This window comes from Calothrix sp. NIES-2100 (genome assembly GCF_963875285.1).
GTDB lineage: Bacteria > Cyanobacteriota > Cyanobacteriia > Cyanobacteriales > Nostocaceae > Aulosira.
Genome location: NZ_CAWNLA010000001.1, coordinates 7561444 through 7578930 on the forward strand (window position 1 = coordinate 7561444; position 17487 = coordinate 7578930).

The 17487-nt window shown below is 43.4% G+C and carries 12 protein-coding genes; 7 read left to right on the forward strand and 5 right to left on the reverse strand.

Going from position 1 to position 17487, the window contains the following annotated elements; all coding sequences use genetic code 11:
- Nucleotides 1–107 precede the first annotated feature (107 nt).
- The 3 genes from AACU32_RS30835 (at nucleotide 108) to murI (ending at nucleotide 5631) form a co-directional block, all read left to right on the forward strand.
- Nucleotides 108–1937, forward strand: a complete 1830-nt coding sequence (locus tag AACU32_RS30835; RefSeq protein ID WP_096605428.1) for an N-acetylmuramoyl-L-alanine amidase — start codon at nucleotides 108–110, stop codon at nucleotides 1935–1937.
- Nucleotides 1938–2669: 732 nt separating this feature from the next.
- Nucleotides 2670–4595, forward strand: coding sequence for an N-acetylmuramoyl-L-alanine amidase (locus AACU32_RS30840; protein WP_096605430.1), 1926 nt, complete (start codon nucleotides 2670–2672; stop codon nucleotides 4593–4595).
- A 154-nt stretch (nucleotides 4596–4749) separates the two neighbouring features.
- Nucleotides 4750–5631 (forward strand): glutamate racemase, encoded by an 882-nt coding sequence (murI, locus tag AACU32_RS30845; protein WP_096605432.1) that lies wholly within the window; start codon nucleotides 4750–4752, stop codon nucleotides 5629–5631.
- 75 nt (nucleotides 5632–5706) lie between these two features.
- Here murI and AACU32_RS30850 read toward each other — a convergent pair whose 3' ends face one another.
- Nucleotides 5707–5904, reverse strand: coding sequence for a hypothetical protein (locus AACU32_RS30850; RefSeq protein ID WP_339378397.1), 198 nt, complete (start codon nucleotides 5902–5904; stop codon nucleotides 5707–5709).
- A gap of 1147 nt (nucleotides 5905–7051) precedes the next feature.
- On the opposite strand from AACU32_RS30850, the gene sds reads away from it, so the two are divergent.
- Nucleotides 7052–8023 (forward strand): solanesyl diphosphate synthase, encoded by a 972-nt coding sequence (gene sds / locus AACU32_RS30855; protein ID WP_096605436.1) that lies wholly within the window; start codon nucleotides 7052–7054, stop codon nucleotides 8021–8023.
- Between the two features lie 227 nt (nucleotides 8024–8250).
- Here sds and AACU32_RS30860 read toward each other — a convergent pair whose 3' ends face one another.
- Nucleotides 8251–8724, reverse strand: coding sequence for a hypothetical protein (locus tag AACU32_RS30860; protein WP_096605438.1), 474 nt, complete (start codon nucleotides 8722–8724; stop codon nucleotides 8251–8253).
- Between the two features lie 207 nt (nucleotides 8725–8931).
- Here AACU32_RS30860 and hetZ point away from each other — a divergent pair, with 207 nt between their 5' ends.
- The 3 genes from hetZ (at nucleotide 8932) to AACU32_RS30875 (ending at nucleotide 13730) form a co-directional block, all read left to right on the forward strand.
- Nucleotides 8932–10122: a heterocyst differentiation protein HetZ gene (gene hetZ / locus AACU32_RS30865; protein WP_096605440.1), complete on the forward strand. Its 1191-nt coding sequence runs from the start codon at nucleotides 8932–8934 to the stop codon at nucleotides 10120–10122.
- The gene (locus AACU32_RS30870; protein WP_096605442.1) at nucleotides 10115–11092 is read left to right on the forward strand and encodes a PatU; all 978 of its coding nucleotides are present in this window, start codon (nucleotides 10115–10117) and stop codon (nucleotides 11090–11092) included. Before hetZ ends, AACU32_RS30870 begins: the two co-directional genes overlap by 8 nt.
- 307 nt (nucleotides 11093–11399) lie before the next feature.
- Nucleotides 11400–13730, forward strand: coding sequence for a transglutaminase TgpA family protein (locus AACU32_RS30875; protein WP_339378398.1), 2331 nt, complete (start codon nucleotides 11400–11402; stop codon nucleotides 13728–13730).
- A gap of 22 nt (nucleotides 13731–13752) precedes the next feature.
- Here AACU32_RS30875 and AACU32_RS30880 read toward each other — a convergent pair whose 3' ends face one another.
- The 3 genes from AACU32_RS30880 to AACU32_RS30890 all read right to left on the reverse strand — a co-directional run bounded on the left by AACU32_RS30880 (nucleotide 13753) and on the right by AACU32_RS30890 (nucleotide 17447).
- Nucleotides 13753–14172 (reverse strand): type II toxin-antitoxin system VapC family toxin, encoded by a 420-nt coding sequence (locus tag AACU32_RS30880; protein WP_096605444.1) that lies wholly within the window; start codon nucleotides 14170–14172, stop codon nucleotides 13753–13755.
- Nucleotides 14169–14390, reverse strand: a complete 222-nt coding sequence (locus tag AACU32_RS30885) for a hypothetical protein (protein WP_096605446.1) — start codon at nucleotides 14388–14390, stop codon at nucleotides 14169–14171. The genes AACU32_RS30880 and AACU32_RS30885 overlap by 4 nt, the downstream gene beginning before the upstream one ends.
- A 141-nt stretch (nucleotides 14391–14531) precedes the next feature.
- Nucleotides 14532–17447, reverse strand: coding sequence for a CHAT domain-containing protein (locus tag AACU32_RS30890; protein WP_096605448.1), 2916 nt, complete (start codon nucleotides 17445–17447; stop codon nucleotides 14532–14534).
- Between the last annotated feature and the right edge of the window lie 40 nt (nucleotides 17448–17487).

A 17487-nucleotide genomic window follows, 5' to 3' on the forward strand; every position in this document is an offset into this window, starting at 1 on the left:
CGCTCAAGTTTAAGCCTGCATTAAAAGCTAATTTTAGGTGGTCAAAGTGTGACGATTTGCCAATATCTTGAAATATTGACTATTCCCATGAATGCGAATTAGGAGAAATGGCTGTAAAACTACACTGGTTACTACCTGGTACTTTCGGGACTATCTGCTTGCTATCGTCACCAACATTAGCAGCAAGACTGGAATCTTGGCGTTTTGATACCGAGCAAAATCAGCTAGAAATTAACACTGCTGGTGCTATCCAACCCAAAGCACAACTGATTTTCAATCCCACTCGCTTGGTGATTGATTTGCCACAAACTGTATTTGGGCGTCCCCAAGTGACGCAACCAGTAGGTGGGGCGATTCGGTCGGTGCGTGTAGGGCAATTTGACCCAGAAACAACCCGCATAGTCATTGAAATTACTCCAGGTTATACCCTAGACCCCCAACAGGTTAAATTTACAGGCATCAGTGCCAACCGCTGGATAGTAAAATTACCCAAGCCAGAAGTTGTTAAATCACCATCTGCTAATAGTAATGTTTACAATACAGTCACAACAGATGCTGTTACTAAACCGGAAATTTCCCAAGTTGTCAATACTGCTAATGGGATAACTCAAATTGAGAACTTACGAGTCACAGGTGATGGGTTTTTCATCCGCACCAGCGGTGGTAACCCCAAGATTCAGGTAAATCGGAGTAGCGATCGCCAAGCGATTAATATCGACATCACAGGCGCATCTTTATCGCCAAAATTAGAGCAAAGGGATGTGTTGATTAACCGCTATGGTGTCAATCGCATTATCTTCAGCCAATTACAAGCACAGCCACCTGTAGTCCGCATGACCCTGAGGGTAGACAGCAATAGCCCCGATTGGCGCGCAAGTACCAGCAGCGTTGGCGGGTTTGTGGTTCTGCCCAACAAGGGTGTAGTAAAATTACCGGAAAATAATCAAACACCAGTAAACTCTGATACTAATTCCCCCGCAACAATTCAAGCGATCGAATTAGCGGGAAATGGCAGCCAATTGCTAATTCGTGCCGACCAGCCTTTATCAGCCACAGGTGGGTGGGATAGATCGAGTGGTCTGTTCCGCATCGCTATTAATAATGCCCAGTTAGCTCCCAGAGTGACTGGGCCTGCTTTAGATGCTAATAGCCCAATTCTGCGAGTCAGGGTACAACCGCAACCACCAAATACTGTAGTTGTCTTTGTTCAACCAGCAACAGGGGTACGAATTGGCGAACTCAAGCAAAATGGGCAGTTGTTGGCTCTGCAATTACAACGAGCTATCAGATCGCCTATTGGATTACCACCCCTACCGCCACCAACTGGCACATTACCAGACCCCACAATTCCTACACCACCCATACCTCAGCCCGGTTCTCGTTCCCCAATTTTTAATGGGCGGGCGCTAGTGATCATTGACCCAGGTCACGGTGGTAAAGACCCAGGAGCAATTGGGATTGGCGGAGTCCGTGAGAAAGATATCATCTTACCCATTGGTAGAAGAATTGCAGAGATTTTGCAGCAAAATGGCGTACAAGTGGTGATGACACGAAATGCTGACTATTTTGTCAGTCTACAAGGGCGGGTAGATATGGCAGAGAAAGCAAACGCTAGTGTATTTGTCAGCATTCATGCCAATTCAGCAGGTGCGGCGCGTCCGGATGTCAGTGGCTTAGAAACGTATTACTACGACAATGGCCTAGGTCTAGCTCGCATTGTCCATAGCAACATTCTCCGAGGTTTGAATGTCAGAGACAGAGGAGTAAGACGAGCTAGGTTTTATGTCCTGAGAAAAAGTTCTATGCCCTCGATTTTGGTAGAAACCGGCTATTTGACTGGGCGAGAGGATGTTGCTAATTTACAAAGCGCAGGTTATCAAAATCAAATGGCGGAAGCGATCGCTCGTGGTATTCTTCAGTACCTCAAACAAAGATAAGAAAATAAATAGTAACTTTTGGGTAATTACACTTAAAGGTTACTTATTTTCTCCCATCAAGGAGTTATCAAATCTCTAGCTAATGTCCCCATGTCCCTTTTCCAGTTAGACCTCCACCAGCAATTGCCTACAACCAGCCCATGAAAAATCTTTCTTCTTGTTTCCCCTAGTTATGTTTCCCCTATTTTCAATAACTGCGATGACACGAAAAAATACTGTACCGCTATGAAAATCTCTCTTCTGTTTCCCCTAATCCCTATTTACCAAACATTGTTGTTGAATAATTTATAAAACAACAACTCTCTTTTAGAAGCAATTTAATCTCATCTGTACTGCTCGACACACCCATTCATAAATATTTTTCTAAATATTAAAGAGTAGCTGTCACCAGCTTTAGCACACCAGTTGATAATAGTTGTATTTTTACACCCAGTGCCTTAATTACTAGCAATCAAATCGATGAAAAGCAATTTTGTATTGATTGAATCAGGTGAATTTTAATTATCTCATTATGGTGTAACTTGATACGTTTTAGGTTAAAATTGGCAGCGCTAACAGCATGGCATAATTCCAGAAATATGCTAAAATTCTACGCCATTAGCTGTGTCTTTAATCCTAGCGCGAAATGTTTTTGCTGCATGAAAGCTAAAGTTTGGGCGGTGACGGTGTGAGGATTTACCAATATTTTGAAAGCTTAACGGCTCCCATGAATGCTAATCAGGAGAAAAAACTGTGAAATTACACTGGTTACTACCCGGTACTTTTGGAACTATCTTCATATTGTCGTCGCCGGCTTTTGCAGCGAGACTAGAATCTTGGCGTTTTGATGCCAGTCAAAATGTATTAGAAATCAATACGGCGGGTGGTGTGCAACCAAAGGCACAACTAATCTTCAATCCCACTCGGTTAGTGATTGATTTGCCACAAACTGTATTTGGGCGTCCCCAGGTGACGCAACCAGTCGGTGGGGCGATTCGGTCGGTGCGTGTAGGGCAATTTGACCCAGAGACAACCCGCATAGTTGTCGAACTTACTCCAGGTTATACCCTAGACCCCCAACAGGTAAAATTCACAGGTATCAGTGCCAGCCGTTGGTCAGTAAAATTACCCACCCCAAAAACTGAGCAGGTCGCCGTCTTAGCTGACGCTAATAAACCGCAAACACAAGCATCAGGAGTGGTAGTCCCTGCTAATACATCGCCAACACCATTACCACCAACAAATGTTTATAACGTAGTTAAAACAGGCCCTGTTACCCCCATTGATAACAGAACTGCGATCAACAGCGCCGATGGGGCGACTCAAATTGAGAACTTACGAGTCACAGGTGATGGGTTTTTCATCCGCACCAGCGGTGGGAACCCGAAGATTCAGGTCAATCGCACAGACGATCGCAAAGCAATTAATATCGACATTACAGGGGCATCTTTATCGCCACAACTAGAGCAAAGGGATGTTTTGATTAACCGCTATGGTGTCAATCGCATTATCTTTAGCCAATTACAAGCACAGCCACCTGTAGTGCGCATGACTCTGAGGGTAGACAGCAATAGCCCCGACTGGCGGGCAAGTACCAGTAGTGTTGGTGGGTTTGTGGTTCTGCCCAACAGTGGGGCCGTGAGATTACCGGGCAATAATAATCCATCCCCTGTAACTTCTAATACTAACTCCCAAGCAACAATTCAAGCGATCGAACTAGCTGGAAATGGTACCCAACTAATAATTCGTGCTAACCAGCCTTTATCAGCCACAGGTGGGTGGGATAGATCAAGTGGTCTGTTCCGCATCACCATTAATAATGCCCAGTTAGCTCCCAGAGTGACTGGGCCTGCTTTAGATGCTAATAGCCCAATTTTGCGAGTCAGGCTGCAACCGCAACAACCGAATTCTGTAGTTGTCTTTGTTCAACCAGCAGCAGGGGTGCAAATTGGCGAACTCAACCAAGTTGGTAGTCAGCTGATAGCTCTACAATTACAACGCTCACGTCCAACAACGCCTAGGATACCCCCTGTTGGTTTACCTCCCTTGCCACTACCAAATCAAGGACAATTGCCAGACCCCACAATAGACACTCCTCGGACTATACCTCAGCCCGGGCCAAGTCCCAACGTTCCCAGAGGGAAATTATTAGTAGTAATTGACCCAGGACATGGTGGTAAAGACTCTGGCGCACCAGGCCTAGGGGGGCTGTTAGAAAAAGATGTAGTTTTGCCGATCAGTATTCAAATCGCCAGAATTTTAGAAAAGAATGGTGTTCAAGCAGTATTAACAAGAGATGCTGACTTTTTTGTAGAACTTCAGGGAAGAGTAGATATCGCAGAGCGAGTGAATGCGACTTTGTTTGTCAGCGTCCACGCTAATTCCATTGATAACCGCTCTGATGTCAACGGCTTAGAAGTATATTATTACGACAGCGGTTACGGTCTAGCTGAAGTAGTTCGCAATACAATTCTCCAGAATATTGGTACTATAAAAGACCGAGGAACACGTAAAGCCCGTTTTTACGTCCTGAGGAAGAGTTCCATGCCATCAATTTTGGTGGAAACAGGTTATATGACTGGTCGCGAAGACAATCCCAGATTGGCAAGCCGAGAATACCAAAATCGCATGGCAGAAGCGATCGCTAATGGTATTCTCAAGTACTTACAACGGCGCTAAAAGGGTAGATGAGTAGGGAGCAGGGAGGGCAAATGCCCTTCGCCCCATGCCCCTATACCGCCACCATGCCCATTGACTATTGACTATTGACAAAAAGCAAATTGGCTACTAAATCCTGTATCTTAATTCAAAAAACCTCAAACCATATTTGCCCGTGTATTCATCTTCCATTTTTCCAGGCAATCTTGACAATTTTTCTGCCCAAGAACCTCAACGCGCACCCATTGGCATCTTTGATAGTGGCGTGGGTGGTCTGACGGTACTGCGACAAGTTTATCGACAACTTCCTAACGAATCAGTTATTTATTTTGGTGATACAGCACGATTGCCTTATGGCATTCGTTCCCAAGCAGAAATTTTACAGTATGTACGCGAAATTCTTACCTGGATGCAACAGCAGCAGGTAAAAATGGTCATTATGGCTTGCAATACTAGTTCTGCTTTAGCATTAGACATCGTCCGCGAGGAATTTAACTTACCGATTCTCGGTGTGATTCTCCCAGGGGCTAAAGCAGCAGTACAGCAAGGTAAGCGGATTGGGGTGATTGCTACCCCAGCCACAGCCAAAAGCAATGCCTATAAGCAAGCTATACTGGAAATCGATCCTGATGTTCAAGTTTGGCAGGTCGGTTGTCCAGAATTTGTGCCACTGATTGAGCAAAATCGCATTCATGACCCCTACACTACTGAAGTAGCACGCTCTTACCTAGAGCCGTTAATCAAGCAGGAAATTGATACTTTAGTCTACGGTTGTACCCATTATCCCCACCTCGCACCTGTACTGCGATCGCTTCTGCCCTCCCATGTCAAACTAGTTGATCCAGCTGTGAATGTTGTAGCAGCCTGTGCCCAAGATTTAGACATCCTAGGTTTAAGGAATACCCATCCACCGTTCCCCACTCACTTTGCTGTCAGCGGTAGTGGTCAGCAGTTTGCCCAATCAGGATTGCAGTTGTTAGGCTATACTCCACTGGTTGAAGAAGTTTGCTTCACTGATGCTAAATTCTCCCACCTTCAACAAGACTTTGTGGGGTAAATACTTAAGAGTCAAGAGTCAATATTCCATTGACTCTTGACAATTGACTCTTAACAATTAACTATTAACTATTGACTATTGACTATTAACAGCTTCACTCACCTTTGGTGTTACTGATAGCTCTTGAGTGTGTTTTCCCTTAGCTGCCAAGGGAATAACTGTAGTACCAGTGTTCTTTCCTGTTCGCTTTGCCAGTGCCAATAGTAGGTAGACCGTGAACAAATATCCAGCAGCTAAAATAAAAATCATCATAGGCATGTTTCCGTAAATCATTGTTCTACCAGCACCTTTATCTAACGAATATGCAATTTCATAACCCCAACAAAACCTCCACCAAACAAGCTAATTCTTGATGGCTGTGTTTTGCTATGCTAGACTACACCGTAGAGCTACAACACTCGACGGCAAACGGATTTATTATTTAAATTAATTTCGCGCAGACCATACATTACAGAGCCGCGATATATTGCTATACAGCAATTCATAACTGCGCTCCTCAGCAGTCTACCTAGTCCGCGTTGTTGCTGCAAAAACTAATTCATGTGAGTCACGCCACCGCTCACTGTTAATACAAAAAAGAGCAGTTACCTGTAAGGTTAGCGTCTAACTCCCACCCATAGGTTTGCAGGTCGCAGGCAGAAAATCAAGAATTACTTCTTTGATTTAACGGCTACGATTTATTGACTCACCACTCCTGCTAAGTTAGATCACCTACAGGCGATTAAACTCTGGAGAGTGAATATCTGAAAAATTTAAAATCCCTAGATCTTAGCGTAACACAAGGTTCCTGACTTTTAATCCTACTTTGCAGCTAAATTTTAAATTTTCTCCAGGACTTAACCAAACTAGAAAAAACTGGTTTAGGCAGGGAAAATACTTAGTGCTGAATATATTAAATTTATAAAAATTCTACTCTAATTACTGGTAATAAAATTTACTCTTATCCTTTCTTCAGATTGATATTTTTTGAGAAAAATTCCCTTATAAAAGGACAAAGAGATTATTTACCGTAATTTTTATGAGTAATAATAATTACAAGTAGTCTTGCTGCTCTTAGCTACTTCAGTAATTTCACGGTACGTTACTGGAAAAATACAGCTAACAGATGCCAGAAGCATCAAATAGCTTAATCAATAAGTAATTATACTTAGAAACTTCTGCTTGATATAATTAGATTATTTTCAGTAGCCTAGAATACAGTTTGTTGATAAAAATATCTAATCTAGTATTACACAAAAAATAGAATTTTATCCAAAAACTCTTGAAAAGCTGAAAACAGTAGTTTTTTGAATTATGAATCGGGTAAGGTCTCTGGAAATTGGGGTATTCCCGGATCAAAACTTTGCGCAGGCTTTGGGTTATCTTAAAATGAGTATAGGATATGTAAACTTTCTTAATCTAAGCCAGAGTCCGCCCATCCATGACCCCAGCCACCTCCCTGTTTACCCCTGTGGAAGCAGACCTGCGAATACTAGCAGATAATCTCAAACAGCTAGTTGGAAATCGCCACCCCATCCTTTATGCAGCCGCCGAACATTTATTTGGAGCCGGGGGAAAGCGTATTAGACCAGCGATCGTTCTGCTAATAGCGCGAGCAACAATGCTAGAACAAGACATTACACCCCGTCACCGACGCTTAGCGGAGATTACAGAAATGATCCACACAGCAAGCTTGGTGCATGATGATGTGGTGGACGAATCCCAGATGCGTCGTGGTGTTCCGACTGTTCATAGTTTGTTCGGTAACCGAATTGCTGTGTTAGCCGGAGATTTTCTGTTTGCTCAATCTTCTTGGTATTTGGCAAACTTGAACAACTTGGAAGTGGTAAAATTGCTCTCAGAAGTAATTATGGATTTGGCCGCTGGAGAGATCCAGCAGGGACTGAATCGCTTTGATGCTAATACTTCCATCGAGACTTACCTCAACAAGAGCTATTACAAAACTGCCTCGTTGATTGCCAACAGTTCTAAAGCAGCTGGGTTACTGAGCGAAGTATCCCCAGAAAATGTTGAGCATTTGTATAACTATGGTCGCCATCTGGGTTTAGCATTCCAGATTGTGGATGATATTTTAGATTTCACCAGTTCGACAGATACATTAGGTAAACCAGCGGGATCTGACCTCAAAAGTGGTAATCTCACTGCACCCGTTTTATTTGCCTTAAAGGAAAAACCATATCTAGAAATACTGATTGAAAGAGAGTTTGCCCAAGAAGGGGATTTAGAACAAGCGCTAGATTTGATTCAAGAAAGTCAAGGAATACAACGGGCGCGAGAATTAGCAGCTCACCATGCGAAGGTAGCAACTGAGCATATTGCCTTTCTGCCACCCTCAGAATCTCGTCAAGCTTTAATTAACATGGCTGACTATGTATTGAGTCGGCTGTATTAGGGGCTAGGGGATAGGGACTAGGAGCTAGGGATGAGGAACAAATAACCAATGAAAAATGCCCCATTCCCCATGCCCCATGCCTTTTTAAGCATCGTCAAGCTTTAATTAACATGGCTGACTATGTATTGAGTCGGCTGTATTAGGGACTAGGGATTGGAGACTAGGAGCTAGGGATGAGGAACAAATAACCAATGAAAAATGCCCCTTTCCCCATACCCCATAACCTTTTAAGCAATATCAGGTGGAATTGGTTTTGGCGATCGCTTTTTTTGTAAATGTTTTTGAATTTGGTTTTGGAAATCAGTCCGTTGGACTTCAATGGCGTTGGTAGTCGTGCCAGGAGTCTCAAAAAAAACTATACTGTCTACTGGTTCTAATGCCACTAGTTGGAACAAAATGTGAGTCACAGGAATAGCTATTGCTATTACTTGCGAGTCCAGTGAAGCTGATGCAGTCTGTGTGGCATCCTGTAAGGTAGGAAAGGCGTAAACCACGCTTTTTTCTTTCTTTAGGTTTGCCCGATTGCTCAATGTAGTTAAAACCCACTCTGAATCCAAACTTTGGAGAATATAATACTGAGGGTGACGTAACTGATGAGCGATCGCCTTCAAGACAGGGGCAATTGCTGCCACCAGTTGTGGTGTTATAACATCTTGGGGTGCATTATCAATCAACAATTGAATTTGTGCGTTTATATCCATAATGACTTGTCAACGGCTGGGTGGGTAATGGCCATAACATCAAAACAAAGTGTGAATAATCCCACTCACAATGGGAATAATAAACTTAGCCCACATCCTGAATGCGGGATTGTATGCGTTTAGCTTATACGCAAAATTCATCCAGCCAACACCCACGGTCGTACAGGTTGTGTTTAAGTATGTTAGGGTCTTTTAAAAACAGAGACTATGAATTCAGCCGCAACCGCAACTATTCAGGGAGAGAATTCTATCGGCGTGGAGGTGATATTTCAACTCCTATTTAAGGAGCTTCAGCAATCAACCAAAGCTTCGGAACAGAATTGCCATGATGTGGCAACACGAATTGCTTCCGAAGTCTACCGGATTTGCAACGAAAGTAAACGTATCCAAGCATCCGGTGCTGTGGAAAGCTCAGCAATGACCTTGGCTCGACACCGACTGCAACAGTGTTTGAGGTACTACCAGCTGGGTTCCAATCGGGGCAGGGTAGAATTACATAGCACTTTAAGTGCGATTATCTATCGTTACATTAATCCTCCTCAGAAGCAATTGAGTTATCAAGGGCGGTTGACGATCATTGAAGATTTCCTCCAAAGTTTTTATCTGGAGGCCTTGAATGCTTTCCGCCGGGAAAATCAACTCGGTGCCACCTATCGCCCCCAGACGCTGCTGGAATTGGCAGAGTATATGGCATTTACCGAACGCTATGGTAAGCGCCGCATACCTTTACCAGGGCGTCAGCAGCAGCTCATTATCCTGCGGGCGCAAACCTTCTCCCAACAGCAACCTCCAGAAACCAGTGTAGACATTGAACAAGCGGCAGAAGGTAGTGCCAACGAACCTGATGGTTCCTGGGAAGAGCCAGCAGTACAACAATTGCGTTCAGCAATGGCTACGCAAACAGAACCAGAACCGGAAGAAGACACGTTGCGCTCTGTCGTGATTACAGAATTATTAAATTATTTGGAGCAACGGCAACAAAACGATTGTGCTGATTACTTTAGCCTGCGCTTGCAAGATCTTTCAGCACAGGAAATAGAATCAATTTTGGGTTTAACCCCTCGTCAGAGAGATTACTTACAGCAGCGCTTTAAATATCATTTAATTCGGTTTGCCTTGTTGCATCGTTGGGAATTGGTTCATGAATGGTTAGAAGCTTCCTTACCCACAAATTTAGGCTTAACTCCGCAACAGTGGCAAGCATACACAGCGGAGCTAGACGATAAACAGCTGTCTCTACTAAATATGAAGCAACAAGGACAACCTGACGAAAAAATTGCTAAAAGTTTAGGTTTGTCTATGGCACAATTACAAAAACGGTGGTTTAAGATTCTTGAACAAGCTTGGGAAATTCGTAATTCTTTAGTGTCCGGATCAGGTGCATCTACTCATGAATAGTGACTCAGAATCCTTTCATCACCAGTTACTCACTTGGGTGTTGGCAGATAATGCCACCACCTTAGAGTCGTCGGTAGATGATGAGGAACTTGACGGGGTGGAAAACTCACTCAAACAAGCTACTGCATCAACAAGTGGTGAGCCAGAGTCGGGAGTAACACCCCAAACCTTTCTACTGGGAGAAATTCCTACTGTGCAAGAACGTTTCCAAGCTGTCCTCAAACGTCGTTTACAACTCCAAATTCAAAACCACCCGCCTTTATTTCCCTGGGAAAGTCAATTAACAGACTATCCCGATTATGCCGACGAACCAGCGGTAGTATTAGTTCCCGCCTGGGGATGGGTGGCACAACAGTCAAAGCTGAATTTACCGATCGCTCTGCCGGAAAGCATTTTCCGCCAATTACTGCAAAAGTGTCAACTTTTGCTGACTTCTTCACTCCCTGTAGGGGCAAAATTAGTCCAAGCAGTGGAGGACTTGTTCCCGAACGAGAACCAAGCCCTAAATGACATCGCGGGCTTAGTACTGAGAAGTACCTATCGTTCACCAGAAGTTCTGGAGGCTATGCCCAATATTGAGAGCGATTACTCCGATTTAAAACAACGTCAACAAATGGCGTTATCGCTGTTAGCAGCTAAACAAGTGTTAGATAACCTGACTATACCACTTTCACTCACCAATCCCGTGGTAGAAAGAGAATGGCTAACTAGTGCAGGTGTTATGAGGCTAAAAGTAGAATACCAGTCTCAGGGACAAACGGGAAAGCTACGTGTCGAGGGTAAGTTACCCACTCAAGGAATTTTCACACTTAAAGGAAGGGATATCCAGGCAGTAGGGCAATCTGCAAGTTCGGGAAGCTTAAGTGTAGAATTACACTCTCAACAACTTAACCAGATTTATACCTTGGAAGTTGATTTCCCAGAAATTGAACAAGCGCCACTTTTGTTTGTGATCAATCCAACAACATAGGCAAATCGTCACTGCTAGCACACTACTTTGAGAAACGCCAATAGATAATTAATGATTTCCTGGTTTTGAAACTTATCTTTTTTTTTTCTACAAGCGGTATTGAGCAAGCCTACGCAAACATATATTGATTGGTAGAACCTAGCACAAGACAAGTAAATTCACGTAGGCGCGTTTTTAGTTGGTTACCATGTTACACTGGGAATTCCCCTTCGCTAAAGGCGTTTTCATAGAGTAGGGTAGGGTAGTTGGTTTCCATCTCCAACATTGTGTCCCTAGCGTCTACATCATCGCTGTGCTTGTACTTTAAATGTTTAACTTATCCAGGATCAATCAGTTTTGGCGTCTACCTGTAAGACATGACAATTGGCGACAAGATAAGCAGGGGTCGCCTCTGGTAGAAGTAGAAGATTCAATTTCCTTAAGGGTGCTAGTGCTAGCGTTGGTAATTACGGGAATTGTCGCGACGGATATTGCCGGTGAGACTCAATTTAGTCTTTGGGCGATCCCTGTAAGTTTTATGGGTGCAATTTGGAGTTACCGCAGTCGCCGCGATCGCAATACTGCTGTAAAGTTTTGCATCGCTATCGGCATGTTAGTAGCACTGGGTGCTTTTTTTGCTCGCCTGATAGGGGAATTAAATGATACTAGACTGGGTTTGGCAGAGTTATTGATTCAACTTCAGATCCTCCATAGCTTTGATACGCCCCGCCGTAAGGACTTGGGCTATTCAATTGTCATCGGGTTAATTTTACTCGGTGTGGCGGCAACGTTGAGTCAAACTTTAGCATTTGCGCCTGTGCTGCTGTTATTTTTGGCGATCGCTCTGCCAACTTTAGTTCAAGATTACCGTTCTAGACTGGGCTTGGAGAAGTTAAACTTTAAAAAGCCAAAGGTAAAAGAGAAAAAATGGTCTTCTCTTTTACCTTTTTATGTTTTATTATTCACAATCATTGTGGCCTTAGGATTGGCAATTTTTGCCGTGATGCCAAGATTTCCCGGCTATCAATTGCGCACCTTTCCTGTAAGTTCTAATATTGCGGTTAAAAGCGAATTTACAGGGCGTAATATCATTAATCCTGGTTATGTCCGCCAAGGTAATAGTAAAAGCCAAGGTGGTAACACTAATGGTAAGGGACAAGGTGACACCGGCGAACCAGGAACTGTAGATAATAATTTTTATTATGGCTTTAATAGCCAGATGAACCAAAACCTGCGGGGAGTAATGAAACCCAAGGTAGTAATGCGGGTGCGATCGCAGGCTCAAGGTTTTTGGCGAGTATTGGCATTTGATCAATATACAGGTAAGGGATGGAAAATTTCCCGCAACGATGATGTTGTCACCATGAGGCGATCGCCTTGGGCTTCCCAAATCTTGCTCAACTCGCCCCTAATTACTGGCAAAACCCAAGAGGTAGTACAAACTTATACAGTAGTATCAGATTTACCGAATCTGATTCCCGCACTGACTTATCCTAAAGAAATTTACTTTCCCACATCAATAATCGCGGTCGATCGCGAAAATGGATTGCGATCGCCTGTGGAATTATCAGAGGGTTTAACATATACAGTAGTTTCCGAAGTACCATACCGCGATCGCGCTGCTTTAGGAAAAGCTGGTACTCAATATCCACAGCAAATTCAAAAACATTATCTGCAAATTCCGCCAGAGATTGCGCAAAAGGTGAGACAACGCACCGAAGAAATCCTCGCTAACTACAATCGAGAACGGGTAGCAAGGTCATTTAAAACCTTAGATTCACCTTATGAACAAGCCCTCTACCTGGCACAATATTTAAAACAAAACTACTCGACACCGGAAAATCCCTTAGATTTGCCTTATTTGAGTGATAAAGAAGACCTAGTAGAAGCTTTTTTATTCAAATATAAAGGCGGCTACCCAGATCACTTCTCAACAGCACTAACGGTAATGCTGCGTTCCATAGGTATTCCAGCGCGGTTGGTAGCCGGATTCAACCCCGGAGAGTTTAATCCCTTCACCGGGATGTATGTTGTGCGCAACACCGATGCCTATGCCATGACCGAAGTATACTTTCCTAAATATGGCTGGTTTGCCTTTGACCCGATACCCAATCATCCCCTGATACCGCCCTCCGTCGAAGATGTGGAGACTTTTAGCGTCCTACGCCAATTTTGGCAATGGGTAGCGGGATGGCTACCTTTACCGATTCGGAATTGGCTTGATTATGTGTTTAGCACAATTTTTAGCGGAATTTTCAAAGCGATCGCTTGGTTTTTGGCATTATTTACTCAAGGTTGGCTAGGTGTATTAACTGGCTTAATTCTGTCCACTACAACAGCTTTCTTCTGTTGGTTAGGTTGGGAACAGTGGCGCGAATGGCTGAACCGTCGCTGGTTGAAAAAATTATCGCCAATGGAAAGCCTTTATCAACAAATGCTGCAATGGACAGCCAAAAAAGGTTTAGGTAAGCATCCAGCACAAACACCCCTAGAGTATGCCAGAGTAGCTTACGAGCAGCATTCATCTGCAAATGCTGAGGTAATAGATGAAATTTGCCAAGCCTATGTAAGTTGGCGTTATGGTGGTTACACTCCTGACTTGCAGCAACTACGAGAAAAATGGCAAAAATTCAAAACAGCTACTAATGCAAGAGAGTGAAAATTTAACATTTAAAACATGGCTATAACCAAGGATTAAAGATTACAACTCCTGTCCCTGCAAAATCATTTTCGTTGCGGGTAACAAGTGATAGAGAGTTTTGCAGAGCAGTGGCTGCAATCAGAGAATCCATAACGGGTAAAGGTCGCCCATTCTGCTCTAATTGCCCAACTAAATTTCCCCATAACACCATTGTTGGGATATCTATACTTAAAATTCTGCCTTTAAAACGATTGGGTAAGGTTTCATTTAGCCATTTTGTTAGAGATTCTTTGCGCTTAGATGCGGCAAGTTTGTTGATGCCCTTAGCGATTTCGCCAATTGTAATTACGCTGAGGTAAAGTGTTTCCGGCACTTGGGCATCTAGCCAATCTAAAACTTGTTGATTTGGTTGTTTGGCAACAACTTCGGAAATCAGGCAGGTATCGAGAAGGTAAGTCATGGGGTAAAAGCATCGCGAGGTAGACTGCGCTCTCGGCTCAAGTCTAGTTCTTCGGCGATTTCAGCCAGGGGGGATTGACGGAAAAACTCCGAGAGTTTGCTGGGTTCCTCTGGGTGGGTGCTTTGTTTGGTGAGGCTTTGGGCAAGGATCTGAATAATATACAGCTTATCGTTGGGGGAAAGCTGAAGGAGTTGTTGTTCGAGTTCTTGGATAACCATGATGGGGTTAAGTGGGGGATAATTTTATTTTACTTTCAGGGTTAGGGGTTAATCTCGCACAAGTTTGATTAGAAGAAAGGCAGAGGGTAGAAGGAAGACAAAGGTACAATAATGCTCCCTTGTCTTCCTTGTCCTCTGCAATTACTCCGCCTCGCCAATCAATGTAAACGCCGCCCAATCTCTAGGGTTAGGATGCTGTTTCATGGTGTTCAACATCGCTTCTCGCAACGCTTGTGCTTTATCAGGGTTTTTCTGGAGATCCTGATAAAACTCCGTCATTAATAATGCTGTGGGTGAATCTGGTATTGACCACAAAGACACCAAGACACTAGGAACACCAGCAGTAATTAAAGCACGGGATAAACCGATTACCCCATCGCCTGTAATCGTTCCTCTTCCGGTGTCACAAGCACTTAAAACGACTAATTCGGCGTTGAGTTTCAAATCTAGGATTTCGTTAGAGGTGAGTAAGCCGTTATCTTGACCAGATGGAGCCAGAGAGATCGCTCCTGGTACACCCAATCCTTTAAAATCATCTAATAAGCCGTGTGTTGCCAAATGTACAATTCTAGCCTGAGAGATTTTTCGGAGGATTGCGGCTTTGGTTGCTTTACTGCCTGTAATTGCAGTGGTTTTGAGGAGAGAAGCTATGGCTTTTGCTTCCTGTTCTGCACCTGGTAATGGTGGTAATTGTTGCGGTGTTTCCCCAATTTTAGGCGCAACCTTGGGCATTTTGGGATTACCTACAACCAGCGCCTCCTTTCCAGAAACTAGATTTCGTTGCTGGTGGGTTAGTTGCAAAACCTGAATAGATGGCGATGTGAGAATGGTGTGTTTTTCAATTAGATATTTCCCATTTTCATCTTGCAAGGCTGGAAAGGGAACCAGGAATAAAGAATCTTGCGGAGCGAAAATTACCCTATCACTTTCTTTTGTAGGTAAAACATCAGCGATGGGTTTAATTAATAATTCATGTAGCTGTTTTAATCTATCTTTTGCTTTCGGTGCATTCGGGTTGTAGGATACATTGATACCACCGCGACCTCTAGCACCAATTGCATCACGGCTGATAGTAACTAAATTATCTAAATTAGTATTCTCTTTTTGCCAGAGGGGTTTGAGGTCTGCTTTGCGAAATATGACTTCACCTGTGGGTTTGATCACCCAAATATATAACTCTGATTCTTTGGATTGTGGTTTACCTGCAACTTTGAAATCATTGTAAATAATTGAATATTGCACTAAAGTAGCATTTTCCACCTCGGCAATTTGTTTCATCTGGGCAAGTGTTGGTGATGCAGACGATTTCGCTCCACCGTTACCATAATTCAAGCGAGATGATATTAACTCTACAAACGCCCTAGCGCGACCACGTTCGGATATTTCTAAGGCTGCATCGTTTTTATTTTGGGCTATTAGGACTTGTTGCAAAATGCGGTAAGTGCTTCTTTGCGTCTCAAAAATTGAGACTTTATTAGTGTCATTTAATTTTTGACCTCGGAGAGATTCTAAAACCTTAATTCCTTCGTATAGGGTTTTCTCTGCTGCGGAGAGATTACCCGATTTGTAGAATGCAGCTCCTAGATTATTTAAAGATAAACCCTGGCTTTTAAGGTCTTTAATTTCTCTGGCGATCGCTAAACTCTGCTGGTGGTAATTAATGGCTTTCGGGTAGTCGCCTAGAGAATCGTAAACAACACCGAGATTATCTAGCGACTGTCCCTCGCCTTGACGGTCTTTAATCTCTCTGCGAATTTTTAAACTCTGCTGGTATTGTTCAATGGCTTTCGGGTAGTCTCCTAGAGATTGGTAAACAACACCGAGATTACCCAGCGACTGTCCCTCACCATAACGGTCTTTAATCTCCCTGGAGATCACTAATCTCTGCTGGATGTAATCAATAGCTTTTGGGTAGTTTCCTAGATAATAGTAAGCACTACTGAGATTACCCAGTGTAGTACCCTCACCTTGACGGTCTTTAATCTCCTGGGCGATCGCTAAACTCTGCTGGTAGTAATTAATCGCTTTCTGGTATTCTCCTAGAGATAAGTAAGCATTACCGAGATTACCCAAAGCATTACCCTCGCCAAGACGGTCTTTTATTTCCCTGGCGATCACTAAACTTTGCTGCTGGTAATCAATGGCTGTCGTGTAGTTTCCTAAAGAGAAGTAAGCAAGACTGAGATTACCCAATGACTGTCCTTCGCCTTGGCGGTCTTTTATTTCCTTGGCGATAGCTAATCTCCTTTGGTGGTAATCAATTGCTTTTGGGTAATCTCCTAGAGATTGGTAAGCATTACCGAGATTACCCAAAGCATTACCCTCGCCAAGACGGTCTTTTATTTCTCGTGCGATCGCTAAACTCTTCTGGTGGTAATCAATGGCTTTCGGGTAGTCTCCTAGAGATTGGTAAACAACACCGAGATTATTCAGCGTAGTACCTTCGCCAAGACGGTCTTTTATCTCCCTTTTAATTGCTAAACTCTGCTGGTAGTACTCAATCGCTTTTGGGTAGTCTCCTAGATATCTGTAAGTAAGACCGAGATTACCCAACAACTGTCCCTCGCTCTTACGGTCTTTTTTTTCCCTTAAAATTGCTAAACTCTGCTGCTGGTAGTCAATGGCTTTTGTGTAGTCTCCTAGAGATGAGTAAACACTACCGATATTTCCCAGAGACCGTCCCTCACCAAGACGATCTTTAATTTCTCGTGCGATCGCTAAACTCTGTTGGAGGTAATCAATCGCTTTCGGATAGTCTCCTAAAGATTTGTAAACATTACCGAGATTATTTAGCGCCGAACCTTCGCTCTTACGGTCTTTAATCTCCCGGTAAATAATTAGTGCTTTTTCCCAAGACTGTATTGCTGCTTCAAATTGACTAGTTTGAGCCTGCTCAATACCTTGGTTCAATAATCTATCAGCTTCCGCTTTCCGGTCATTTGCCGTTTGCGCCAACACCTGCGACGCTGTAAATATGGGCAAATTGGAAGAAAAAGACGTTAAAAGGGTAGCCAAAAGCGTAATAAAAGCGATATGGCTGAGTTTTTGGCGTTTCATAGACATAGATAGATATGTAGCAGTTATTTACTCATATCTA